The 23,106-nt window shown below is 66.3% G+C and carries 21 protein-coding genes; 19 read left to right on the forward strand and 2 right to left on the reverse strand.

Annotated elements, in window-relative coordinates; translation table 11 throughout:
• Positions 1–3: 3 nt before the first annotated feature.
• A complete protein-coding gene (locus J8I35_RS21825) occupies positions 4–780 on the forward strand; it encodes a 3'-5' exonuclease (RefSeq protein WP_050013198.1) in 777 nt (258 codons plus the stop codon).
• Between the two features lie 30 nt (positions 781–810).
• Here J8I35_RS21825 and J8I35_RS21830 read toward each other — a convergent pair whose 3' ends face one another.
• Complete coding sequence (locus J8I35_RS21830) at positions 811–1,665, reverse strand: endonuclease/exonuclease/phosphatase family protein (RefSeq protein ID WP_209926882.1); 855 nt, start codon at positions 1,663–1,665, stop codon at positions 811–813.
• A gap of 316 nt (positions 1,666–1,981) precedes the next feature.
• Between J8I35_RS21830 and rlmD the strand changes: the two genes are divergently transcribed.
• Positions 1,982–3,286: a 23S rRNA (uracil(1939)-C(5))-methyltransferase RlmD gene (rlmD, locus tag J8I35_RS21835; RefSeq protein WP_245170362.1), complete on the forward strand. Its 1,305-nt coding sequence runs from the start codon at positions 1,982–1,984 to the stop codon at positions 3,284–3,286.
• A gap of 62 nt (positions 3,287–3,348) precedes the next feature.
• Here the strand turns inward: rlmD and J8I35_RS21840 are convergent, their stop codons facing one another.
• A complete protein-coding gene (locus J8I35_RS21840; protein ID WP_006484459.1) occupies positions 3,349–4,047 on the reverse strand; it encodes a Bax inhibitor-1/YccA family protein in 699 nt (232 codons plus the stop codon).
• 249 nt (positions 4,048–4,296) lie between these two features.
• Here J8I35_RS21840 and ndk point away from each other — a divergent pair, with 249 nt between their 5' ends.
• The 17 genes from ndk to J8I35_RS21925 all read left to right on the forward strand — a co-directional run bounded on the left by ndk (position 4,297) and on the right by J8I35_RS21925 (position 23,033).
• Positions 4,297–4,722 (forward strand): nucleoside-diphosphate kinase, encoded by a 426-nt coding sequence (gene ndk / locus J8I35_RS21845; protein ID WP_006478674.1) that lies wholly within the window; start codon positions 4,297–4,299, stop codon positions 4,720–4,722.
• Between the two features lie 55 nt (positions 4,723–4,777).
• Positions 4,778–5,917: a 23S rRNA (adenine(2503)-C(2))-methyltransferase RlmN gene (gene rlmN, locus J8I35_RS21850; protein WP_050013195.1), complete on the forward strand. Its 1,140-nt coding sequence runs from the start codon at positions 4,778–4,780 to the stop codon at positions 5,915–5,917.
• Positions 5,918–6,122: 205 nt separating this feature from the next.
• Entirely contained in the window at positions 6,123–7,127 is a 1,005-nt protein-coding gene (locus J8I35_RS21855) for a helix-turn-helix domain-containing protein (RefSeq protein ID WP_209926883.1), read from the forward strand.
• 112 nt (positions 7,128–7,239) lie between these two features.
• The gene (gene ispG, locus J8I35_RS21860; protein ID WP_027806072.1) at positions 7,240–8,544 is read left to right on the forward strand and encodes a flavodoxin-dependent (E)-4-hydroxy-3-methylbut-2-enyl-diphosphate synthase; all 1,305 of its coding nucleotides are present in this window, start codon (positions 7,240–7,242) and stop codon (positions 8,542–8,544) included.
• Positions 8,545–8,564: 20 nt separating this feature from the next.
• Complete coding sequence (gene hisS / locus J8I35_RS21865) at positions 8,565–9,905, forward strand: histidine--tRNA ligase (protein ID WP_089488490.1); 1,341 nt, start codon at positions 8,565–8,567, stop codon at positions 9,903–9,905.
• A gap of 58 nt (positions 9,906–9,963) precedes the next feature.
• The gene (locus tag J8I35_RS21870) at positions 9,964–10,593 is read left to right on the forward strand and encodes a tetratricopeptide repeat protein (RefSeq protein WP_209926885.1); all 630 of its coding nucleotides are present in this window, start codon (positions 9,964–9,966) and stop codon (positions 10,591–10,593) included.
• A 41-nt stretch (positions 10,594–10,634) separates the two neighbouring features.
• The gene (gene bamB / locus J8I35_RS21875; protein ID WP_050013192.1) at positions 10,635–11,780 is read left to right on the forward strand and encodes an outer membrane protein assembly factor BamB; all 1,146 of its coding nucleotides are present in this window, start codon (positions 10,635–10,637) and stop codon (positions 11,778–11,780) included.
• A 247-nt stretch (positions 11,781–12,027) separates the two neighbouring features.
• Entirely contained in the window at positions 12,028–13,365 is a 1,338-nt protein-coding gene (der, locus tag J8I35_RS21880; RefSeq protein ID WP_050013191.1) for a ribosome biogenesis GTPase Der, read from the forward strand.
• Between the two features lie 141 nt (positions 13,366–13,506).
• Positions 13,507–13,746 carry an RNA chaperone Hfq gene (gene hfq / locus J8I35_RS21885; protein WP_006399927.1) on the forward strand — a complete coding sequence of 80 codons (240 nt, stop codon included), beginning with the start codon at positions 13,507–13,509 and terminating at the stop codon, positions 13,744–13,746.
• Between the two features lie 72 nt (positions 13,747–13,818).
• Positions 13,819–14,991 (forward strand): GTPase HflX, encoded by a 1,173-nt coding sequence (hflX, locus tag J8I35_RS21890; protein WP_175975584.1) that lies wholly within the window; start codon positions 13,819–13,821, stop codon positions 14,989–14,991.
• A 47-nt stretch (positions 14,992–15,038) separates the two neighbouring features.
• Entirely contained in the window at positions 15,039–16,379 is a 1,341-nt protein-coding gene (hflK, locus tag J8I35_RS21895; protein ID WP_089488489.1) for an FtsH protease activity modulator HflK, read from the forward strand.
• A 15-nt stretch (positions 16,380–16,394) separates the two neighbouring features.
• Entirely contained in the window at positions 16,395–17,294 is a 900-nt protein-coding gene (gene hflC / locus J8I35_RS21900) for a protease modulator HflC (RefSeq protein ID WP_050013188.1), read from the forward strand.
• A 36-nt stretch (positions 17,295–17,330) separates the two neighbouring features.
• Positions 17,331–17,522: a DUF2065 domain-containing protein gene (locus tag J8I35_RS21905; RefSeq protein ID WP_012328623.1), complete on the forward strand. Its 192-nt coding sequence runs from the start codon at positions 17,331–17,333 to the stop codon at positions 17,520–17,522.
• A 113-nt stretch (positions 17,523–17,635) separates the two neighbouring features.
• Positions 17,636–18,784: an ATP phosphoribosyltransferase regulatory subunit gene (locus J8I35_RS21910; RefSeq protein WP_069620837.1), complete on the forward strand. Its 1,149-nt coding sequence runs from the start codon at positions 17,636–17,638 to the stop codon at positions 18,782–18,784.
• Positions 18,785–18,897: 113 nt separating this feature from the next.
• Positions 18,898–20,244 carry an adenylosuccinate synthase gene (locus J8I35_RS21915; RefSeq protein ID WP_050013186.1) on the forward strand — a complete coding sequence of 449 codons (1,347 nt, stop codon included), beginning with the start codon at positions 18,898–18,900 and terminating at the stop codon, positions 20,242–20,244.
• 7 nt (positions 20,245–20,251) lie between these two features.
• Positions 20,252–20,848 carry a phosphoribosyltransferase gene (locus tag J8I35_RS21920; protein ID WP_006478688.1) on the forward strand — a complete coding sequence of 199 codons (597 nt, stop codon included), beginning with the start codon at positions 20,252–20,254 and terminating at the stop codon, positions 20,846–20,848.
• Positions 20,849–21,116: 268 nt separating this feature from the next.
• Complete coding sequence (locus J8I35_RS21925; protein ID WP_050013185.1) at positions 21,117–23,033, forward strand: potassium transporter Kup; 1,917 nt, start codon at positions 21,117–21,119, stop codon at positions 23,031–23,033.
• Positions 23,034–23,106 lie beyond the last annotated feature (73 nt).

Here is a 23,106-nt window from a genome sequence, read left to right on the forward strand (position 1 = left end):
CCGATGACCCCAATCCTTGTTTTTGACATCGAGACGATTCCCGATGTCGACGGCATTCGCCGTCTGGAAGACCTGCCCGCGACGCTCGACGATGCGGCGGTGGCCGAACATGCGTTTGCCGCACGCCGCGAGAAGACCGGCGGCGATTTCCTGCCGCATCATCTGCAGCGAATCGCGGCGATCTCGTGCGTGTTTCGCGACAACAACGGTTTTCGCGTGCGCTCGCTCGGGACGCCGCAGGACAACGAAGCGACGTTGATCCAGTCGTTCTACCGCGTGATCGAGAAATACACGCCGCAGCTCGTGTCGTGGAACGGCGGCGGTTTCGATCTGCCGGTCCTCCATTACCGCGCGCTCGTGCATGGCATTCCCGCCACCCGCTACTGGGATCTCGGCGAGGACGACCGCGAATTCAAGTGGAACAACTACATCGCGCGCTATCACTCGCGGCATACCGACCTGATGGACGTGCTCGCGATGTATCAGGCGCGCGCGAACGCGCCGCTCGACGCGCTGGCGAAGCTGTGCGGTTTCCCGGGCAAGCTCGGGATGGACGGCAGCCAGGTATGGCCGGCGTTCCGCGACGGCCGGATCGACGAAATCCGCAACTATTGCGAAACCGACGTCGTCAATACGTACCTGCTGTATTGCCGGTTCCAGTTGATGCGCGGCGGCCTGACGCCGAGCGAGTACGCGGACGAGATCCTGCTCGTGAAGAACGCGCTCGCGCTGGAGCCGGCGCCGCACTGGGCCGAATACCTGGCCGGCTTCGACGCGTAGTGCGGGCAGGCCGCGCCGTAGCCGGCGCGATCAGCCGAGTTCGAGCAGCACCGGCTGGTGATCGGACGCGCGTACGTCGCCGTCGATCTCGCAGCGGATGACGCGCGGCAACAGCGTGTCGGTCACGAACACGAAGTCGCACGCGAGCGGGCCGTCCGACCATTGCACAGTGTCGTAGACGCCAGCGGTCGGCGGCGGCGTACGACCGGGATGCCGTGCGACCCACGCGTCGACGAAACCCGGTGCGTTGGCAATCGGCTCCAGGAAGCGCCGGTACGCATCGGCGCCGAATGCACTGTTGAAATCGCCGCAGACGATCGCACCGCGCGGTTGTCCGGTCGCGCTGAACGGCCCGTCGGCGGTTTCGGCGGGAGCGGGATGGTCAGCATGCGCGCAGGCTTCGCGATGCCGGTCGCGTAGCGCATCGACCTGCGCCAGCCGCTGGCGCGCCGAGTAATACTCCAGATGCGTGGTGACCACGCGCAACCACCCGAGGGGCGCCCGCAACTCGATATCGAGCGCGACGCGCGGCATCGACGGCGCGCCGGCGTCGGCTGGCCACGGCAGCGATTGGCGCAGCACGCGCCCGACCGGCAGCCGCGTCGCGATCGCGTTGCCGAACTGGCGGCGCGGTGCGCCCGGCCGGATGGCCGGCAGATCGGCGCCGATGGCGTCGACGATCGTATAGCCAGGCAGCAGCGCCGCGAGTTCGGCGAACTGGTCCGGCCCTGGCCGGCCGGGCAGTGCGTCGAAGCCGCGCGTGACTTCCTGCACGCACAGCACGTCGAAATCGCTCAACTGCCGGGCGGCGGCGATCGTGCGCGGGAGGTCGACGATGCCGTCCGCATCCCGACCCCATTGGATGTTCCAGTCGATCAATCGCATGGTCGAGTCTCCTTGGCTCGGTGCTGCGAGCAGAACCCGTGCCGCGGTGGGGCCGCGCCACGCATTGCGCGCGGCAGGTCGGCGCGCAACGGGCGCGCGGTTGTCAGCCGCTCACGCGCCACGCATCGCGCCACGTGCATCGGCGCTTGCGTGACGAAAGCGCGCGACGGGAGCCTTCGTCGTCTACAATCTCGCCTTCTTCAACGTTTGTCAGGAAAAGCTGGTGTCCGAAGCCGTCCCCACTTCTGCGCGCAAATCGAAAAACGCGCCCGTCGCGCCCGGGCCCGCCCCGGTTCTCGAGATCGAATCGCTCGACATGGAAGCGCGCGGTGTCGGCCGCACGATGACCGAGGACGGTCAGCCGGGCAAGGTGATCTTCGTCGAAGGCGCGCTGCCGGGCGAGCGCGTGACCTATTCGAGCTATCGCCGCAAGCCGAGCTACGAGCAGGCGACGGTTGTCGACATTCTGCGCCCGAGCGTGATGCGCACGCAGCCGAAGTGCGCATTCTTCGGCACCTGCGGCGGCTGCTCGATGCAGCATCTCGACATGCGTGCGCAGGTGGCGGTCAAGCAACGCGTGCTGGAAGACAATCTGTGGCACCTGGCGAAGCTGCGCGCGGAAACGATGTTCGCGCCGATCCACGGCCCGTCGTGGGGCTATCGCTACCGCGCGCGCCTGACTGTGCGCAACGTCGCGAAGAAAGGCGGCGTGCTCGTCGGCTTCCATGAGAAGAAGAGCAGCTACGTCGCCGACATGACGAGCTGCGAAGTGCTGCCGCCGCACGTGTCGGCGATGCTCGTGCCGCTGCGCCGGCTCGTCGAAGGGCTGTCGATTCGCGACCGGATGCCGCAGATCGAACTCGCGGTCGGCTCGGCCGTCACCGCGCTCGTGCTGCGCGTGCTGGAGCCGATCAACGCGGACGACGAAGCGCTGCTGCGCGCGTTCGCGGACGAGCACAACGTGCAGTTCTGGCTGCAGCCGAAGGGGCCGGACACGGTGACGCCGTTCTACCCGCTCGACGTATCGCTCGATTACACGCTGCCGGAATTCGGCATCCGCATGCCGTTCAAGCCGACCGACTTCACGCAGGTCAATCACCAGATCAACCGTGTGCTGGTGGGTCGTGCGCTGCGTCTGCTCGCGCCGTCGCGCGACGATCGCGTGCTCGACCTGTTCTGCGGGATCGGCAACTTCACGCTGCCGCTCGCGCGGCTGTCGCGCGAAGTGATGGGCATCGAGGGCAGCGACACGCTGACCACGCGTGCGCTCGCGAACGCCCGCGAGAACGGTGTCGACGGCCACACGACGTTCGCGTGCCGGAACCTGTTCGAGGTGACGGGCGACGATCTGCGCGCGCTCGGCGCATTCGACAAGTTCCTGATCGACCCGCCGCGCGAAGGCGCGCTCGCGGTGTCGAAGGCGCTGGCCGAGATCGCGCAGAGCGGTGAAGGTCCGCTGCCGAAGCGCATCGTCTACGTGTCGTGCAACCCGTCGACGCTCGCGCGCGATGCGGGGCTGCTCGTGCACGAAGCCGGCTATCGGCTGAAGGGCGCCGGGGTCGTGAACATGTTCCCGAATACGTCGCACGTCGAATCGATCGCGCTGTTCGAGCGCGACTGAGCCGGGCGGCGGACGTAAAAAAACCGGCCCGCGGGCCGGTTTTTCATGGTGCGTGCCGAACGTCAGTTGCGGTTGCCGCCGAAGATGCCGAGCAGCGCGAGCAGGTTCGTGAACACGTTGTACAGGTCGAGGTAGATCGCGAGCGTGGCCGAGATGTAGTTCGTCTCGCCGCCGTTCACGACGCGCTGGACGTCGAACAGCATGTAGGCCGAGAAGATCGCGATCGCGAGCACCGACACGGTGAGCATCAGCGCCGGCAGTTGCAGGAAGATGTTCGCGACCGACGCGAGCAGGATCACGATCACGCCCATGAACAGCCACTTGCCGAGCCCGGAAAAGTCGCGCTTGCTGACGGTGGCGATCGTCGCCATCGTGGCGAAGATGATGCCGGTGCCGCCGAACGCGAGCATGATCAGCGACGGGCCGTTCGAGAAGCCGAGGATGAAGCTCAGCAGCCGCGACAGCATCAGGCCCATGAAGAACGTGAAGCCGAGCAGCACGAACACGCCGGCCGCGCTGTTCTTGGTCCGCTCGATCGCGAACATGAAGCCGAACGCGATCGCGAAGAACGCGAGCAGGCTCATCATCGGGCTCGTGGCCGCGAACAGCGAGAAGCCCGTCGCGACGCCGACCCAGGCGCCCAGCACGGTCGGCACCATCGACAGCGCGAGCAGCCAGTACGTGTTCCGCAGCACGCGGTTGCGAACCTCGGCGGTGCTGACGGAACCGCCGCGGCCGAAATTGTACGGATAGTCGTTCATGGTTTCTCCTAACATTGAACGCGTGGGCGTCCGGGGCCGGTTCGGCGCACGCGATGTGCGGCGCAGCAAACCGGGGCAGCTATGGCTAAGATACGTTCCGTGCCCGGAGGTTTCAATGGCCCGGCGGAACAAAACATACGGATTCTGAACCTTTCATGCGTGTAAGGGTTCAATCGCAATGATACACGGGATCGTGCTACAATAGCGGATTCATTTGAACCTGTAACTTCTTAATTTTTTGGAGTTTTTATGGCAATCGAGCGCACCCTGTCGATCATCAAGCCGGATGCGGTGGCAAAGAACGTGATCGGCCAGATCTACAGCCGTTTCGAAGGCGCCGGCCTGAAGATCGTCGCATCGCGCATGGCGCACCTGTCGCGTGCTGACGCAGAGAAGTTCTACGCAGTTCACGCAGCGCGTCCGTTCTTCAAGGATCTCGTCGATTTCATGATCTCGGGCCCGGTGATGATCCAGGTTCTGGAAGGCGAAGGCGCGATCCTGAAGAACCGCGACCTGATGGGCGCGACGGATCCGAAGAAGGCGGAAAAGGGCACGATCCGCGCCGACTTCGCCGACAGCATCGACGCGAACGCCGTGCACGGCTCGGACGCTGCGGAAACGGCAGCGGTCGAAATCGCGTTCTTCTTCCCGGAAATGAACGTTTACTCGCGTTAAGCCCTGGCTGACAGCAAGTAGGCAGGATTCAGCGCACGCGGCAAGGCAGCACATCATGACGAGCGAAACTTCCGTCAATCTTCTCGACTTCGACGCCGAGGGTCTTGTCGCGTACTGCGGCAGCCTGGGCGAGAAGCCGTTCCGCGCCAAGCAGTTGCAGCGCTGGATCCACCAATACAACGCCGGCGATTTCGACGGCATGACCGATCTCGCGAAGTCCCTGAGGGAAAAACTCAAGGGCCGCGCATCGATCGTGATGCCGGACATCGCCAGCGATCACGTTTCCGCCGACGGCACGCGCAAGTGGCTGATCGACGTCGGAAACGGCAATGCGGTCGAAACCGTGTTCATCCCGGAAGAGACGCGCGGCACGCTGTGCGTGTCGTCGCAGGCCGGGTGCGCGGTGAACTGCCGCTTCTGTTCGACGGGCAAGCAGGGCTTCTCCCGCAACCTGTCGACAGCCGAAATCATCGGCCAGCTCCGGATGGCCGAATTTGCATTGCGAGCGTCGCTGGGCCGCGCGCCCGGACCGAACGGCAAGGCCGAACGGGTCGTCACCAACGTGGTGATGATGGGCATGGGCGAGCCGCTGCTGAATTACAGCGCGGTCGTGCCCGCGATGCGGCTGATGCTCGACGACAACGCATACGGCCTGTCGCGCCGTCGCGTCACGCTGTCGACGTCCGGCGTGGTGCCGATGATGGACCGCCTCGGCGCCGAGTTGCCTGTCGCGCTGGCCGTTTCGCTGCACGCGCCGAACGATGCGCTGCGCGACGAGCTGGTGCCGCTCAACAAGAAGTATCCGCTGCGCGAGCTGATGGCCGCGTGCCAGCGTTATCTGAAAGTGGCGCCGCGCGACTTCATTACATTCGAATACTGCATGCTCGACGGCGTCAACGACACCGAAGCGCATGCGCGCGAACTGCTGGCCGTCACGCGCGACGTGCCGTGCAAGTTCAACCTGATCCCGTTCAATCCGTTTCCGGAGTCGGGCCTCATCCGCTCGAAGCCAGAGCAGATCAAGCGCTTCGCGCAGATCCTCATCGATGCGGGTGTCGTCACGACCGTGCGCAAGACGCGCGGCGACGACATCGATGCCGCGTGCGGACAGCTGGCCGGCGCGGTGAAGGATCGCACGCGCCTCGCGGAGCGGACGGGCGCAGCAGGAAAAATCATCGAAGTTCGGGCAGTTTGACGGGGACGCCAAGTCGGGGACGCCGAGTCGGGGACGCCAAGTCGGGGGCAGTTGGCCGGGGTGCCCGAACCCTTTGGCGGTGCAACACGCGAATAGCGATCGGTCGCGGCGCCTCGGCGCCGCGCATGGTATGAACCGTAGCGGGTGCCGGCCGGCAGGAGCCGGCGGCAGCCGCCAGTGAAGAAGAATCGACGCGAGGACAAGGATGAGTGAGCCGCAGCCGTCTAACGGCGCAGAGACGAATGCCGCGAAGCCGGCACCGGCGGGACTGGAAACGCTGGCCGCGGTCGGCAGCCGCCTGGCGCAGCTTCGGGAGACGAAGGGCTGGTCGGTCGACGACGTGTCGGCGCGACTCAAGGTCGCACCGCAAAAGCTCCGGGCGCTCGAGGCCGGCGACATCAGCCATTTGCCCGGCGTGACGTTCGCGCTCGGTGTCGTGCGCAGCTACGCGAAGATGCTCGGCGTCGATCCGGAACCGTTCGCGCAGGCGCTGCGCCGCGAGCGCGGGGTGCCGGAAGTCGACCTGTCGATGCCGGCGTCGTCGGGCACGGATCTGCCGCGCGGCCGCGTGTCGATTCCGCTCGGCGGTTCGTCGCGCCACCATCCGTGGCTGTGGGGAACGGGGATCGTCATCGTCGCGGTGGTCGCCGTACTGATGTGGCACACTGGCGGCGATTCGTCGAGCCTGCTCGCGCGCTTCAAGGGCGGCGACGCCGAACATGCGTCGGCGGCGAGCGCGGCGGCATCGTCGTCCGCCGAAGAAGCGGCGACGAACGGCGCGTCGGCGGCGGTTGCGAATGAGGTTCCGGCCCCGGCCGCTGCGCCGGCGCAGGCGATCGCGTCGGCCGTTCCGGCGCCCGCGGCCCCGGTCGCGACGGCGGCTGCGTCGCAGCCCGTTGCGGCAACGGCGGCGGCAAGCACGGCCGCGCCGGCCCAGCCGGCGAGCGTCGTGGTGGCGGCAGGCCAGTCGATGATCGAACTGAAGGTCAAGCAGGATTGCTGGTTCAGCGTGCGCGACAAGAATGGCAAGGAGCTGTTCTCGGCGCTCGTGCGCGCCGGCGAGACGAAGCAGGTGGCCGGCGACGGGCCGTTCAAGGTCACGATCGGCAACAAGGCCGGCCTCGACGCGGTTGCGTTCGACGGAAAACCGGTCGATCCGGCAAAATATTCGGCAGCGCGGGGTAACGTGGCGCGGTTCACGTTGCCCTGACGTCAAGCGCCGTGGCGAAGGCTTGCCGTCGATACCGGCAGGCCGTGAGGGCACGGCGCTTTTTCAATTCATGCGCCGCGTCGCGGCGCATTCCGCGTAAATGGATCTATCGATGCAATCCGAAGCTCAATCCCCACGCAGCAGTCAGATTTGTTCAACCGAGCCGGTGTTCGGCGGGCATCAGCCGCGCCGCGTATCGCATGCGGTGGATGTCCGCTGGGGCGGGCAACTCGTGACGATCGGCGGCGACGCGCCGGTGCGCGTGCAGTCGATGACGAATACCGATACGGCCGATGCGATCGGCACGGCGATCCAGATCAAGGAACTCGCGAACGCGGGCTCCGAACTGGTGCGCATCACGGTCAACACGCCCGAAGCCGCGGCCGCCGTGCCGGCGATTCGCGAGCAGCTCGACCGGATGGGCGTGACCGTGCCGCTCGTCGGCGATTTCCACTACAACGGCCACCTGCTGCTGCGCGACTACCCGGGCTGCGCGGAGTCGCTGTCGAAGTACCGGATCAACCCCGGTAACGTCGGCCAGGGCGCGAAGCGCGACACGCAGTTCGCGCAGATGATCGAGGCCGCGGCGAAGTACGACAAGCCGGTGCGGATCGGCGTGAACTGGGGCAGCCTCGACCAGGACCTGCTCGCGCGCATGATGGACGAGAACGGCGCGCGTGCGCAGCCGTGGGACGCGCAGAGCGTGATGTACGAGGCGCTGATTCAGTCGGCGATCGGCTCGGCGGAACGCGCGGTCGAGCTGGGCCTCGGCCGCGACCGCATCGTGCTGTCGTGCAAGGTCAGCGGCGTGCAGGACCTGATCGCCGTGTATCGCGAACTCGGCCGCCGCTGCGGCTTCGCGCTGCACCTCGGGCTGACCGAGGCCGGCATGGGCTCGAAGGGCATCGTCGCGTCGACGGCGGCGCTTGGCGTGCTGCTGCAGGAAGGGATCGGCGACACGATCCGCATCTCGCTGACGCCGGAACCGGGCGCGTCGCGCACGGGCGAGGTGATCGTCGGCCAGGAAATCCTGCAGACGATGGGCCTGCGCTCGTTCGCGCCGATGGTGATCGCGTGCCCGGGCTGCGGCCGCACGACGAGCACGCTGTTCCAGGAACTCGCGATGCAGATCCAGACGTATCTGCGCGAGCAGATGCCGGCGTGGCGCAAGGAATATCCGGGCGTCGAGAAGATGAACGTCGCGGTGATGGGCTGCATCGTCAACGGCCCGGGCGAATCGAAGCACGCGAACATCGGCATCAGCCTGCCGGGTTCGGGCGAGAACCCGGCCGCACCCGTCTTCATCGACGGCGAGAAGGTCAAGACGCTGCGCGGCGAGCGGATCGCCGAGGAATTCCAGCAGATCGTCAGCGACTACGTCGCACGCAATTACGGCCGCACCGAGGCCCTGAACTAATTCGTCCACACACACGAACGATGACTGAACAGAAACGCAAGATCGAGAAGCTCACCGGCGTCAAAGGTATGAACGACATCCTTCCGCAGGATGCCGGCCTGTGGGAATTCTTCGAAGCTACCGTGAAATCGCTGCTGCGCGCGTACGGCTACCAGAACATCCGCACGCCGATCGTCGAACACACGCAGCTGTTCACGCGCGGCATCGGCGAAGTCACGGACATCGTCGAGAAGGAGATGTACAGCTTCACCGACGCGCTGAACGGCGAGAACCTGACGATGCGTCCGGAAAACACCGCGGCCGTCGTGCGTGCGTCGATCGAGCACAACATGCTGTACGACGGCCCGAAGCGCCTGTGGTACATCGGCCCGATGTTCCGTCACGAGCGTCCGCAGCGCGGCCGCTATCGCCAGTTCCACCAGGTCGGCGTCGAGGCGCTCGGCTTCGCGGGCCCCGATGCGGATGCCGAGATCATCATGATGTGCCAGCGCCTGTGGGACGACCTCGGCCTGACCGGCATCAAGCTCGAGATCAACTCGCTCGGCCTCGCCGAGGAGCGCGCCGCGCACCGCGTCGAGCTGATCAAGTACCTCGAGCAGTTCGCCGACGTGCTCGACGAGGACGCGAAGCGCCGCCTGTATACGAACCCGCTGCGCGTGCTCGACACGAAGAATCCCGCGCTGCAGGACATCGCGCAGAACGCACCGAAGCTGATCGACTTCCTCGGCGACGAATCGCGCGCGCACTTCGAAGGGCTGCAGCGCCTGCTGCTCGCGAACAACATTCCGTTCAAGATCAATCCGCGTCTCGTGCGCGGCCTCGATTACTACAACCTGACCGTGTTCGAGTGGGTGACCGACAAGCTCGGCGCGCAGGGCACGGTCGCGGCCGGCGGCCGCTACGATCCGCTGATCGAGCAGCTCGGCGGCAAGCCGACCGCCGCGTGCGGCTGGGCGATGGGCATCGAGCGGATCCTCGAACTGCTGAAGGAAGAAGACCTCGCGCCCGAGCAGGAAGGCGTCGACGTGTACGTCGTGCACCAGGGCGAGACCGCGCGCGAACAGGCGTTCATCGCGGCCGAGCGCCTGCGCGACACGGGCCTCGACGTGATCTTCCACTGCAGCGCCGACGGCGCGCCGGCGAGCTTCAAGTCGCAGATGAAGCGGGCCGATGCGAGCGGCGCCGCGTTCGCGGTGATCTTCGGCGAAGAAGAGGTCGCGAACGGCACGGTGGGCGTGAAAGCGTTGCGCGGCGTGGGTGCGGAAGGGGAAAAGAACGTTCAGCAGACCGTACCGGTCGAAAGCTTGACCGAATTCCTAATCAATGCGATGGTTGCATCCGCCGAAGACGGCGACGACTGATCGCGCTGGCATCCGCTCGACAAGAAAAGCCTGAACAGGAAGAAGGAATCGCTCGCCGATGAGTTATCACGACGAACAAGAATCGATTGAAAGTCTCAAGGCGTGGTGGGCCCGCTGGGGCAACCTCACCACGTGGATCGTGCTCGCGGCGCTCGTCGTCGCGGCCGGTTTCAACGGCTGGAACTACTGGCAGCGCCGTCAGGCTGCCGAGGCGTCCGGGCTGTACGAGCAGGTCCAGAAGGCCGCCGCCGCGAACGACAAGGCGACGATGGCCCGCGCGGCCGCCGACATGGAAGACAAGTTCGGCAGCACGCCGTATGCGCAGATGACGGCGCTCGCGGCCGCGAAGACGCTGTACGCGGCCGGCGACGCGGCAGGCGCGAAGGCGCAGCTGCAATGGGCCGTCGATCACGCCAAGGACGACGAGTACAAGCAGATCGCGAAGCTGCGTCTCGCGTCGCTGCTGCTCGACGAGAAGGCGTACGATGCGGGCCTCGCGCTGCTGTCGGGTACGCCGGTCGATGCATTCAAGGGCCTCGTGGCCGATCGTCGCGGCGATCTGCTTGCCGCGCAAGGCAAGACCGACGATGCGCGCGCGGCTTACAAGCTCGCGCTCGGCGGCCTGTCGAAGGACGACCAGTCCGCGCGCCAGCTCGTGCAGTTCAAGCTGGACGCGCTCGGCGGCTGAATCCCGGTCCCCTCAACCTCTTAACTCTGCTTCGCTAACCGATGAATTTGCTGAAACGTTACGCTGTGCCCGTTGCCTGCGCGGCGGCTGTCCTCGCTTTGGCGGCTTGCTCGTCGTCGAAGGACGCGCGCCGCGTGCCGACGCCGCTCACCGAGTTCAAGCCCGTCATGGACGTGCAACAGGTCTGGAAGGCGAGCGTCGGCAAGGGCGGACGCTACCTGTTCTCGCCGGTGGCCGTGGGCGACGCCGTCTATGCGGCGGGCGAAAACGGTTCGGTCGAGAAGATCGACGCGAAGACGGGCCAGACGCTGTGGCGTTCGAAGGTCGGTTCCGATCTGTCGGCCGGTGTCGGCAGCGACGGCAACCTGACCGCGGTCGGTGCGCTGAAGGGCGGCGTGTTCGTGCTGGGCCCGGACGGCAAGCAGCTGTGGAAGACCAGCGTGCAGGGCGAGATCTTCTCGCCGCCGCTCGTCGGCAACGGCCTCGTGGTCGTCCGCACGATCGACGGCCAGGTGATCGCGTTCAACGCGCAGACGGGCGAGCAGAAGTGGAACTACCGCAACCGTGCGGTGCCGCTGAACCTGCGCGTGTCGGCCGGCATGACGTTCGCGGGCGACGCGGCCGTGCTCGCGGGCTTCCCGGGCGGCGGTCTGGTCGCGATCAACCTGCAGACGGGCGAGCCGTTCTGGCAGACCCCGGTGTCGTTCCCGAAGGGCGTGACCGAAGTCGAGCGCATCAACGACGTCAGCGGTCCGCCGACGCTCGTGGGCGCGCAAGCCTGCGCGGTGACGTTCCAGGGTCAGCTCGGCTGCTTCGATGCGAACTCGGGCCGGCCGCTGTGGGAAAAGCCGTTCTCGAGCCGCAGCGGCCTCGCGCAGGACGATTCGGTGGTCGCCGGCGGTGACGACTGGTCGGTCGTCACCGCGTACGACGCGGCCACGGGCAACCAGCTCTGGCGCAACGACAAGCTGAAGAGCCGTGACGTCGGCGTGCCGTACCTGCTCGGGCACGCGGTCGTGATGGGCGATTACCAGGGCTTCGTGCACTTCCTGTCGCGCGAAGACGGCAGCTTCATCGCGCGGATGAAGACCGACGGCAGCGCGATCACGGCGGCGCCGGTCCTCGCGGGCAATACGCTCGTCGTGCAGACGAAGGACGGCGGCCTGTACGGGTTCCGCCCGCGCTGACACGCAGGAAACCGGTGCGGCCGTGGCGCGGCGGGCAGGTCCCGCGCGCCGCGGCCGCGCGACTTGAAGGCGGCCGGCGTTCCCGGCCGCTCGGTATTTGAAAGGCAGTTCGAGACGAAAGACGACGGCGCGCAACGCGCGCCAGGCGCGCGCATCCGGCGCGGCGCGAATTCGTGATATTTTCATTCAGCGCAGCCGCCCGCAGCAGCGGGCCTCCCGCTGCTGCGCATCACCGTAGAAAACACAGATGAAACCGGTCATTGCCCTCGTTGGGCGCCCCAATGTGGGGAAATCCACGCTGTTCAACCGGCTCACGCGCTCGCGCGATGCGCTGGTCGCCGACTTGCCGGGCCTCACGCGCGATCGCCATTACGGCGAAGGGCGCGTCGGCGAACGACCGTACCTGGTCGTCGATACCGGCGGCTTCGAGCCCGTCGCGAAGGACGGCATCCTGCACGAAATGGCGCGCCAGACGCGGCAGGCCGTCGAGGAAGCCGACGTCGTCGTGTTCATCGTCGACGGCCGTAACGGACTCGCGCCGCAGGACAAGTCGATCGCCGACTACCTGCGCAAGACCGGCCGGCCGATCTTCCTCGTCGTCAACAAGGCCGAGGGGATGAAGTACACCGCGGTCGCGACGGATTTCTACGAGCTCGGGCTCGGCGACCCGCGCGCGATCTCGGCCGCGCACGGCGACGGCGTGACCGACATGATCAACGAGGCGCTGGAAGTCGCGTATGCGGGCCAGCCCGAGGAAGCGGACGAGGACGATCCGTCGCGCGGCATCAAGATCGCGATTGTCGGCCGCCCGAACGTCGGCAAGTCGACGCTCGTCAACGCGCTGATCGGCGAGGACCGCGTGATCGCGTTCGACATGCCGGGCACGACGCGCGACTCGATCTACGTCGACTTCGAGCGTAACGGCAAGAAATACACGCTGATCGACACGGCCGGCCTGCGACGCCGCGGCAAGGTGTTCGAGGCGATCGAGAAGTTCTCGGTCGTGAAGACGCTGCAGTCGATCTCCGACGCGAACGTCGTCATTCTTCTGCTGGATGCGCAGCAGGACATTTCCGACCAGGACGCGCACATCGCCGGCTTCGTCGTCGAGCAGGGCCGCGCGCTCGTGATCGGCGTCAACAAGTGGGACGGCCTCGACGATCACGCGCGCGACCGTGCGAAAGCGGATTTGACCCGCAAGCTGAAATTCCTCGACTTCGCGAAATCGCACTTCATTTCGGCCGCGAAGAAAACGGGTATCGGCACGCTGATGCGCTCGGTCGACGACGCGTACGCGGCGGCGATGGCGAAGCTGCCGACGCCGAAGCTCACGCGCGCGCTGATCGACGCCGTCGAATTCCAGCAGCCGCGCCGTCGCGGCCCGGTGCGTCCGAAGCTGCGCTATGCGCACCAGGGCGGCCAGAATCCGCCGATCATCGTGATCCACGGCAACGCGCTCGACGCGGTGACGGAAACCTACAAGCGTTACCTCGAAAACCGATTCCGCGAAACTTTCTCGCTGACCGGGACTCCATTGCGCATAGAGTTCCGTTCGTCGAACAACCCGTACGCGGACAAGGGCTGAAGCACGCCGCGCAAGGCATCGGCCGCATGGCCAGTGGCCGGGCGGGGCAGGCAAAATCAGCTATAGTGTAGCGATTGGCGCCGGATCTCTTTTTCTTCGCCGCCAATCCAGATCAACCTGCAAAAAAAGATGGAGTACGCCATGAGCAACAAAGGGCAATTGTTACAAGACCCGTTTTTGAACGCACTGCGCAAAGAGCACGTTCCCGTTTCGATCTACCTCGTCAACGGCATCAAGCTTCAAGGGAACATTGAATCGTTCGACCAGTACGTCGTGTTGCTCCGTAATACGGTGACCCAGATGGTTTACAAGCACGCCATCTCGACGGTCGTGCCGGCGCGCCCGGTGAATTTCCACCCGGACGCGGAAGCCTCGTCCTAACCTATCGCAGCGGCCGGCATCCGGTCGCCGCGAGCGACCGATGCCAGCCGCCTTATCTTGACACCCGATAATTTGATCAACGCAGCGCTCGTCGGCATCGATTTCGGCAAGACCGATTTCGAAGCCAGTCTCGAAGAACTCAGTCTTCTCGCCTCCAGTGCGGGGGCCCGTCCCGCCGTCACCCTCACCGGTCGTCGCGCCAGTCCCGATGCCAAGATGTTCATCGGCAGCGGCAAAGCCGAAGAACTGCGGCTTGCCTGCGACGCGCACAACGTCGAAATCGTCATCTTCAACCACGCGTTGGCGCCCGCCCAGCAACGTAATCTGGAGCAGGCACTTAACAGGCGCGTGGTCGATCGCACGAGCCTCATCCTCGACATCTTCGCGCAGCGCGCCCGCAGCCACGAAGGCAAGCTGCAGGTCGAGCTCGCGCAGCTTCAATACCTGTCGACCCGGCTCATTCGCGCGTGGACCCACCTCGAGCGGCAAAAGGGCGGTATCGGCCTGCGCGGCCCCGGCGAAACCCAGCTCGAAACCGACCGCCGGCTGATCGGCGAACGCATCAAGATGCTGAAGTCGCGGCTCGACCGGCTGCGTCGCCAGCACAGCACGCAGCGCCGGCAGCGCGCGCGCAGCGGCACGATGTCGGTGTCGCTCGTCGGCTATACGAACGCGGGCAAGTCGACGCTGTTCAATGCGCTGACGAAAGCGCAGGCGTACGCGGCCGACCAGCTGTTCGCGACGCTCGATACGACGTCGCGGCGCGTGTACCTCGGCGACGAGGTCGGCCAGATCGTCGTGTCCGATACGGTCGGGTTCATTCGTGAGCTGCCTCACCAGCTCGTCGCGGCGTTCCGCGCGACCCTCGAGGAAACGATCCACGCGGATCTGCTGCTGCATGTGGTCGATGCGTCGAGCGCGGTCCGGCTCGAGCAGATCGAGCAGGTCAACGGCGTGCTGCACGAGATCGGCGCGGACACGATCCGCCAGGTGCTGGTGTTCAACAAGATCGACGCCGTGCCCGAGCTGGCGGCCCGCGGCGACGCGGTCGAGCGGGACGAGTATGGTAATATTTCGCGCGTCTTTTTGAGCGCGCGCACCGGTCAGGGTCTCGATACGTTGCGTGCCGCCATCGCCGAAATCGCCTCCGCGGAACATCTCTCCAGCGCGACGTTGTCCGACGCGCTCGATGGCACGTCCGCTGAACCGCACGAAGACCACACGATTTCCGAACACGGGCGCTAACCGGTCCCGGCCGGTTCGCCGGCGTCCAATCTGGTGAACAAACTCTGGTGAACGAATACAACGAGCGGAGTACCTGGCGGCGGATGCGCGCCTTGCTGTCGATCAACGATCCCCGCTGGGGACGCGGCGAAGGCAATGGCAAGGACGGATCCCGCCCCCGCGCGAACGAATCGAAGCGTCCGCAAGGCGGCGACGGCGACGGTCCGCCCGATCTCGACGAGATGTGGCGCAACTTCAACCGGCGCCTGAGCGGCTTGTTCGGCGGCAAGGGCGGCAACGGCTTCCGTCCCGACAACGGCCGGGCCGCCCGGGTCGGCGTCGGCATCGTGATCGGCGTGCTGGTCGCGGTGTATGCGGGCAGCGGGCTGTTCGTCGTGCAGGACGGCCAGACGGGCGTCGTGCTGCAGTTCGGCAAGCTGTCGGGCACGGTCGGCCAGGGCGTGCACTGGCGCGCGCCGTATCCGTTCGCGTCGCATGAGATCGTCGACACGTCGCAGGTCCGCTCGATCGAGATCGGCCGCAACAACGTCGTGCGCCTCGCGAACGTGAAGGAAGCCGCGATGCTGACGCGCGATGCCGATATCGTCGACGTGCGCTTCATCGTCCAGTACCGGATCCGTTCCGCCACCGATTACCTGTTCCGCAGCGTCGATCCCGAGCGCAGCGTGTCGCAGGCCGCGCAGGCCGCGGTGCGCGCGATCGTCGGCACGCGCAGCGCGGCCGACATGCTGAATCAGGATCGCGATGCGCTGCGCGAGCAGCTGTCCACCGCGATCCAGCGCGATCTCGACCGCTACCAGTCGGGGCTCGAGGTGACGGCCGTCACGATGCAGAGCGTCGCGGCGCCCGAGCAGACCCAGGCCGCGTACGCCGAAGTCGCGAAGGCGCGCGACGAGCGCGAGGCCGCGAAGCGCGCCGCGCAGGCGTATGCGAGCGACCTGCTGCCGAAGGCGCAGGGCGATGCGGCGAAGCTCGTCGACGAAGCGAAGGCGTATGCCGATCGCGTGGTCACGGAAGCTGAGGGCGACGCGGACCGCTTCAAGCAGGTCTATGCGCAGTACTCGAAGGCGCCCGCGGTCATCCGCGAGCGGATGTACCTCGAGACGATGCAGGAAATCTATTCGAACGCGACGAAGGTGTTCGTCGGCAACAAGGGCGGCAACAGCGTCGTGTACCTGCCGCTCGACAAGCTCGTCGAGCAGGGGCGGCAAAACGCCGCGGCGTCGACCGGCGCGTCCGCGCCCGATGCGGCGTCGGCACCGGCGGCCACGGCGCCGGCCGCAGCCGCGCCGGCGAGCGCCGCACCGGCCGCCACGGCGTCGGGTGTCGACGTGCTGCGATCGCGTGAAGCGTTTCGCAGCCGGTCGCGTGAAGACGATACGAAGTAACGGGGAGCGCAGAACATGAACCGAATCATTGCGCTCGTCGTCGCGATCGTGATCGTTGCCTTCGCGGCGTCGTCGACGGTCCTCACCGTCGATCCGCGCCATGCGGCCGTGCTGTCGGGTCGCGACGGCGCGCAGCCCGAGCTCGCGGGCCCCGGCGTCCATTTCAAGCTGCCGCCGCCGTTGCAGACGGCCACGCTGATCGACACGCGCGTGCAGTCGCTCGAGTCGTCCGATCCGCTGCAGCTGGCGACCGAGGACAAGCACGACCTGCTCGTCGCGTATGCGGTGAAGTACCGGATCAGCGATCCGATGAAATATTTCACCGCGACGGGCGGCGATCCGGCGGCGGCGGCCGACCGGCTGTCCGGCGCGCTGAAGGGCGCGCTCGGCGACGCATTCGGCAAGCGCGCGCTCGACGACGCCCTCGGCGGTCAGCGCGCGATCGCCGATGCGGCGCGCGATGCGGCGAAGGCGCAAGCGTCCGGTTTCGGCGTCGACGTGGTCGACGTGCAGCTGACACGTGTCGACCTGCCGGCCGCGCAGACGGACGCCGTCTATCAGCGGATGATCGGCGCGTTGCGCGATCAGGCGGCCCAGGTGCGTGCGCAAGGCGCGGCCGACGTCGAGCAGATCAAGGCCGACGCCGAACGCGAGCAGCAGGCCGTGCTCGCGAACGCGTACAAGTCCGCGCAGACGATCAAGGGCGAGGGCGATGCGAAGGCCGCGACGATCGCCGCCGACGCGTTCGGCCGCGATCCGCAGTTCTATCAGTTCTACGCGAGCCTGCAGGCGTACCGGAACACGTTCAAGCGCAACGACATCATCGTCGTCGATCCCGACAGCGAGTTCTTCCGCTTCATGCGCAGCCCGACGGGCGGTGCCGCACCGGCGGCGCCTGCTCCCCGCAAACATTGACCTTGGGGCGCCGCGTCGAGCGGCGCCGTCGCTCGCATGGACCTGGCTGGCTCGTTGTTGCTCGCAGTAGCGCTGATGCTGATTATCGAGGGTGCATTCCCCTTCGTGTTTCCGTCCGCATGGCGCGACACGTTTCGTAGAATAGCGGAGCGACCGCCGCATCATATCCGGATCGGCGGGCTGATCGTGATGGTGCTCGGGCTCGTGCTGCTGTTGCTCGCGACCTGACCGGCACCCTGATCCGGACGGCGCATCCGCCGTTCGTTCCGCCCGATTTCGAAGTTCCGATTCAACTCGCGGCGCGCGTGACGCGCGCCGTTTCCCGTCGTAGGACCGTACCGATGTCGACCTGGTTACTTCCCGAGAATATCGCCGACGTACTGCCGTCGGAAGCGCGCAAGATCGAGGAGCTGCGCCGCAGGCTGCTCGACCGCTTCCGTTCGTACGGCTACGAAATGGTGATGCCGCCGCTGCTCGAATATCTCGAGTCGCTGCTGACGAGCGGCGGCGCCGATCTGCGCCTGCGCACCTTCAAGCTGGTCGATCAGCTGTCGGGTCGCACGCTCGGCCTGCGCGCGGACATCACGCCGCAGGTCGCGCGGATCGACGCGCACCTGTTGAACCGTCAGGGCGTGACGCGCCTCTGCTACGCGGGCCACGTGATGCATACGCGTCCGCGCGGCCTGCACGCGACGCGCGAGCAGATCCAGATCGGCGCCGAAATCTACGGGCACGCCGGGCTCGAAGCCGATCTCGAGATCCAGCAACTGATGCTCGATGCGCTGCATCTGGCGGGCCTGTCGCGCATCCGTCTCGACCTCGGTCACGCGGGCGTGCTCGCGGCGCTGCTGGCGCGCGACGCGCAGGCTGCCGAGCGCGGCGAGTCGCTGTACGACGCGCTGTCGGGCAAGGACGTGCCGCTGCTGAACGAACTCACCGACGATCTCGGCGCCGATACGCGCGCCGCGCTGCGCGCGCTGCCGAATCTGTACGGCGACGCGAGCGTGCTCGCCGAGGCGCGCACGCGCCTGCCGGTGCTGCCCGAAATCACGCGGGCGCTCGACGATCTCGCGCAGCTTGCGTCGCAGGCGAAGGGCGTCGAAGTCGCGATCGATCTCGCCGACCTGCGCGGCTACGCGTACCACAGCGGCGCGATGTTCAGCGCCTACGTCGACGGCGTGCCGAACGCGATCGCGCGCGGCGGCCGTTACGACCACGTGGGGCAGGCCTATGGTCGTGCCCGTCCGGCGACCGGCTTCTCGCTGGACCTGCGCGAGCTCGCGCGGATCTCGCCGGTCGAGGCGCGCGGCACCGCGATTCTCGCGCCGTGGGCGCAGGACGACGCACTGGGCGCGGCCGTCGCGGCGCTGCGCGATGCGGGCGAGGTCGTGATCCAGGCGCTGCCGGGCCATGACCACGTACTCGACGAGTTCGCGTGCGATCGCTCGCTCGTCGAGCGTAACGGCGCATGGGTGGTCGAACCCCGATAAAGAGGTGTTCGCGGGCCGTGCTTCGGCGTGCATATCGTTGAAGCGAAACGGAAAAATTCGGAAACGCCCGCGAACATAGGTAGAATACGTTTTTAACCAGCTAACGAATCAACATGTCTGCCAGCGCAGTGAACGTGACTCCCGGGCGCAATGTCGTCGTCGTGGGAACGCAATGGGGTGATGAAGGCAAGGGCAAGATCGTCGACTGGCTGACGGACCACGCTCAGGGCGTCGTGCGTTTCCAGGGCGGTCACAACGCCGGCCACACCCTCATCATCGGCGGCAAGAAAACGATCTTGCGCCTCATTCCGTCGGGCATCATGCGTGAAGGCGTCGCCTGCTACATCGGCAACGGCGTCGTGCTGTCCCCCGAAGCACTGTTCAAGGAAATCGGCGAGCTTGAAGAAGCCGGCGTGAACGTGCGCGACCGTCTGTTCATCTCCGAAGCCACGACGCTGATCCTGCCGTACCACATCGCGATCGACCAGGCGCGCGAAGCGCGCAAGGGCGCGGGCAAGATCGGCACGACTGGCCGCGGCATCGGCCCCGCGTACGAAGACAAGGTCGGCCGCCGCGCACTGCGCGTGCAGGACCTGTTCGACGCGAAGACGTTCGCCGATCGCCTGCGCGAAAATCTCGATTTCCACAATTTCGTGCTGACCCAGTATCTGGGCGGCGCGGCCGTCGATTTTCAGGCCACGCTCGACACGATGCTCGGCTATGCCGACCGCCTGAAGCCGATGGTGGCCGATGTGTCGCGCCGTCTGTACGACGCGAACAACGCGGGCCAGAACCTGCTGTTCGAAGGCGCGCAAGGCACGCTGCTCGACATCGACCACGGCACCTATCCGTTCGTCACGTCGAGCAACTGCGTCGCGGGTGCGGCGTCGGCCGGCGCGGGCGTCGGTCCGCAGAAGCTCAACTACATCCTCGGCATCACGAAGGCGTATTGCACGCGCGTCGGCTCGGGCCCGTTCCCGAGCGAGCTGTACGATGCGGACAACCCGCAGCGTCAGGACCAGATCGGCGTCACGCTCGCGAACGTCGGCAAGGAATTCGGGTCGGTCACCGGCCGTCCGCGCCGCACCGGCTGGCTCGATGCGGCTGCGCTGCGTCGCTCGATCCAGATCAACGGCGTGTCGGGCCTGTGCATGACGAAGCTCGACGTGCTCGACGGCCTCGACGAAGTGAAGCTGTGCGTCGGCTACCGGGTCGACGGCAAGGACGTGGACATCCTGCCGCGCGGCGCGGTTGACGTCGCGCGTTGCGAGCCGGTGTACGAGACGTTCCCCGGCTGGAAGGAAAGCACCGTCGGGATCAATACGTGGGACGCGCTCCCGGCGAATGCGCAGGCCTACCTCGCCCGCGTCCAGGAAGTGGCTGGCGTGCCGGTCGACATGGTGTCGACGGGCCCGGACCGCGACGAAACGATCCTGCTTCGCCATCCGTTCAAGGTGTAATTGCCAGATGACGCAGCAAATCACGATGACGGCGGCAGACTTGATGACCGATCCGCGCAACGACGACAAGAATCTGTGGGTAGGCTGGGACGAGTATCACCGTCTGATCGAGCTGCTCGCGCTCCAGGTGCATGCGTCGGGCTGGAAGTTCGACCAGATCCTGTGCCTCGCGCGCGGCGGCCTGCGCGTCGGCGACCAGCTGTCGCGTATCTATGACGTGCCGCTCGCGATCCTCGCGACGAGCTCGTACCGGGAAGCGGCCGGCACCGAGCAGGGCGAGCTCGACATCGCGCAGTACATCACGATGACGCGCGGCCATCTCGCGGGCAACGTGCTGCTGGTCGACGATCTCGTCGATTCGGGCGTCACGCTCGCGCGCGTGCAGGAGCACCTGAAGGAGCGCTATCCGGCGGTCACGGCCGTGCGTTCGGCTGTGCTCTGGTACAAGGGTTGCTCGAAGGTCAAGCCGGACTATCACACGCAGTTCCTGCCGACGAATCCGTGGATTCATCAGCCGTTCGAGGAGTGGGACACGGTGCGTCCGCACAACCTCGAGGCGTGGATTAAGCGCGGTCGCGCGCAGCGCGACGGTTCGGGCGCGTAAGCGGCCGGCCGATCGAAGGAAAGCCTTGTACGGCGCCGCTTGCGGCGCCGTTTTTTCGTTGGCGCGCGCGGTGCGTCACGCGGTGCGTACCCGATAGGCAGGCGGCGCGGCCCCGGCTATGATGGCAGCCCTGCCACAGCTCGCGCCGGATTGCATGCGCAGCGTGGATCGCGTGGTTCCACGGCAACACGGCAGGGCGGTGTTTCACGGGGGCGCGAGTAGAATAGCGCTCGTTTTGTCCGACCCGGACCCGATTATTACGCTTCATATGAACGACACGACTCACGCGACCGACGCCGCACACGCGCCGCATTCGACGCAACAACACTCGATGCGGGCGCTAGCGATAGCAGCCATCGGCGTCGTGTTCGGCGACATCGGCACCAGCCCGTTGTATTCGCTCAAGGAGGCGTTCAGCCCCGCGCACGGCATCCCGCTGACCGAAGGGTCGATTCTCGGCGTGATCTCGCTGCTGTTCTGGGCGATCGTGCTGGTGGTCGGCGTCAAGTACCTGCTATTCGTGATGCGGGCGGACAACAACGGCGAAGGTGGCGTGCTCGCGCTGATGGCGCTGTCGCTGCGGCCGCTCGATTCCAAAACCCGGGTCGCGGGCGCGCTGATGGCGCTCGGGATATTCGGCGCGTGCATGTTCTACGGGGACGCGGTGATCACGCCGGCGATCTCGGTGATGTCGGCCGTCGAAGGTCTGGAGATCGCGACACCGCACCTGTCCCATCTCGTGCTGCCGATCACGATCGTGATCCTGATCGCGCTGTTCTGGATCCAGCGGCACGGCACCGCGCTGGTCGGCAAGCTGTTCGGCCCGATCATGGTGCTGTGGTTCGTCGTGATCGCGGCGCTCGGCGTGTACCACATCGTGCGCGTGCCGGGCATCATCGCGGCAATCAATCCGTATTACGCGGCGTCGTTCATGGCCGACCACCTGCTGCAGGCGTACGTCGTGCTCGGCTCGGTCGTGCTGGTGCTGACCGGCGCGGAAGCGCTCTACGCGGACATGGGGCACTTCGGCGCAAAGCCGATCCGGTACGCCGCGTACGGGCTCGTGATGCCGTCGCTCGTGCTGAACTACTTCGGTCAGGGCGCGCTGCTGATCCAGAATCCGAAGGCGATCGAAAACCCGTTCTTCCTGCTGGCGCCCGAATGGGGGCTGCTGCCGCTCGTCGTGCTGTCGACGGTCGCGACCGTGATCGCGTCGCAAGCGGTGATCTCGGGCGCGTATTCGCTGACGTCGCAGGCGATCCAGCTCGGCTACGTGCCGCGCATGAAGGTACTGCATACGTCCGAGCTCGCGATCGGCCAGATCTACGTGCCGGTCGTGAACTGGCTGCTGCTGGCCGTGATCCTCTGTATCGTCGTCGGCTTCAAGAGCTCCGACAACCTCGCGGCCGCGTACGGCATCGCGGTGACGGCGACGATGGTGATCACGACCGTGCTCGCGTGCGTCGTGATGGTCAAGGTGTGGAACTGGAACCGGCTGCTGGTCGGTGCGATCATCACCGTGTTCCTCGCGATCGACCTCGGCTTTTTCGGCGCGAACCTGCTGAAGGTCGCGCAGGGCGGCTGGCTGCCGCTCGGCATCGGCGCCTTGCTGTTCTTCCTGTTGATGACCTGGTACAAAGGGCGTCACATCGTCAAGGAACGCACGGCGGCCGACGGTATCCCGCTCGAGCCGTTCCTGCAGGGGCTGCTCGCGCATCCGCCGCACCGCGTGTCGGGCACCGCGATCTACCTGACCGGCAACGACAAGCTCGTGCCCGTCAGCCTGCTGCACAACCTGAAGCACAACAAGGTGCTGCACGAGCGGACCATTTTCCTGACGTTCGTCACGCGCGACATTCCGTACGTGCGCGACGACAAGCGCCTGAGTTCGCGCGATGCGAGCGGCGGGCTGTACATCGTCAAGGCCGAGTACGGCTTCAACGAGACGCCGGACGTGAAGGCCGTGCTCGAGGAATTCGGCCGCACGCACGACATGACGTTCGAACTGATGGACACGTCGTTCTTCCTCGCGCGCGAAACGGTGGTGCCGACGCATCTGCCGGGGATGTCGATCTGGCGCGAGCGCGTGTTCGCGTGGATGCATCAGAACGCGGCGAAGCCGACCGACTTCTTCTCGATTCCGGCGAACCGCGTCGTCGAGCTCGGCACCAAGATCGAGATCTGACGGGCGCGATGGGGCCGCCCATGCGGCGGACCATGCCGAGCAGGCGGCGCGTGTCGCCGAAGCAATAAAAAAC

Source organism: Burkholderia sp. CpTa8-5 (assembly GCF_017815045.1).
Taxonomy (GTDB): domain Bacteria; phylum Pseudomonadota; class Gammaproteobacteria; order Burkholderiales; family Burkholderiaceae; genus Burkholderia; species Burkholderia sola.

What these genes read in the sequence shown, in the direction of transcription:
- J8I35_RS21825 (WP_050013198.1), top strand. Translation starts at nt 4, where the DNA reads ATGACCCCAATCCTTGTTTTTGACATCGAGACGATTCCCGATGTCGAC.
- J8I35_RS21830 (WP_209926882.1), bottom strand. Translation starts at nt 1,665, where the DNA reads ATGCGATTGATCGACTGGAACATCCAATGGGGTCGGGATGCGGACGGC.
- rlmD (WP_245170362.1), top strand. Translation starts at nt 1,982, where the DNA reads ATGGAAGCGCGCGGTGTCGGCCGCACGATGACCGAGGACGGTCAGCCG.
- J8I35_RS21840 (WP_006484459.1), bottom strand. Translation starts at nt 4,047, where the DNA reads ATGAACGACTATCCGTACAATTTCGGCCGCGGCGGTTCCGTCAGCACC.
- ndk (WP_006478674.1), top strand. Translation starts at nt 4,297, where the DNA reads ATGGCAATCGAGCGCACCCTGTCGATCATCAAGCCGGATGCGGTGGCA.
- rlmN (WP_050013195.1), top strand. Translation starts at nt 4,778, where the DNA reads ATGACGAGCGAAACTTCCGTCAATCTTCTCGACTTCGACGCCGAGGGT.
- J8I35_RS21855 (WP_209926883.1), top strand. Translation starts at nt 6,123, where the DNA reads ATGAGTGAGCCGCAGCCGTCTAACGGCGCAGAGACGAATGCCGCGAAG.
- ispG (WP_027806072.1), top strand. Translation starts at nt 7,240, where the DNA reads ATGCAATCCGAAGCTCAATCCCCACGCAGCAGTCAGATTTGTTCAACC.
- hisS (WP_089488490.1), top strand. Translation starts at nt 8,565, where the DNA reads ATGACTGAACAGAAACGCAAGATCGAGAAGCTCACCGGCGTCAAAGGT.
- J8I35_RS21870 (WP_209926885.1), top strand. Translation starts at nt 9,964, where the DNA reads ATGAGTTATCACGACGAACAAGAATCGATTGAAAGTCTCAAGGCGTGG.
- bamB (WP_050013192.1), top strand. Translation starts at nt 10,635, where the DNA reads ATGAATTTGCTGAAACGTTACGCTGTGCCCGTTGCCTGCGCGGCGGCT.
- der (WP_050013191.1), top strand. Translation starts at nt 12,028, where the DNA reads ATGAAACCGGTCATTGCCCTCGTTGGGCGCCCCAATGTGGGGAAATCC.
- hfq (WP_006399927.1), top strand. Translation starts at nt 13,507, where the DNA reads ATGAGCAACAAAGGGCAATTGTTACAAGACCCGTTTTTGAACGCACTG.
- hflC (WP_050013188.1), top strand. Translation starts at nt 16,395, where the DNA reads ATGAACCGAATCATTGCGCTCGTCGTCGCGATCGTGATCGTTGCCTTC.
- J8I35_RS21905 (WP_012328623.1), top strand. Translation starts at nt 17,331, where the DNA reads ATGGACCTGGCTGGCTCGTTGTTGCTCGCAGTAGCGCTGATGCTGATT.
- J8I35_RS21910 (WP_069620837.1), top strand. Translation starts at nt 17,636, where the DNA reads ATGTCGACCTGGTTACTTCCCGAGAATATCGCCGACGTACTGCCGTCG.
- J8I35_RS21915 (WP_050013186.1), top strand. Translation starts at nt 18,898, where the DNA reads ATGTCTGCCAGCGCAGTGAACGTGACTCCCGGGCGCAATGTCGTCGTC.
- J8I35_RS21920 (WP_006478688.1), top strand. Translation starts at nt 20,252, where the DNA reads ATGACGCAGCAAATCACGATGACGGCGGCAGACTTGATGACCGATCCG.
- J8I35_RS21925 (WP_050013185.1), top strand. Translation starts at nt 21,117, where the DNA reads ATGAACGACACGACTCACGCGACCGACGCCGCACACGCGCCGCATTCG.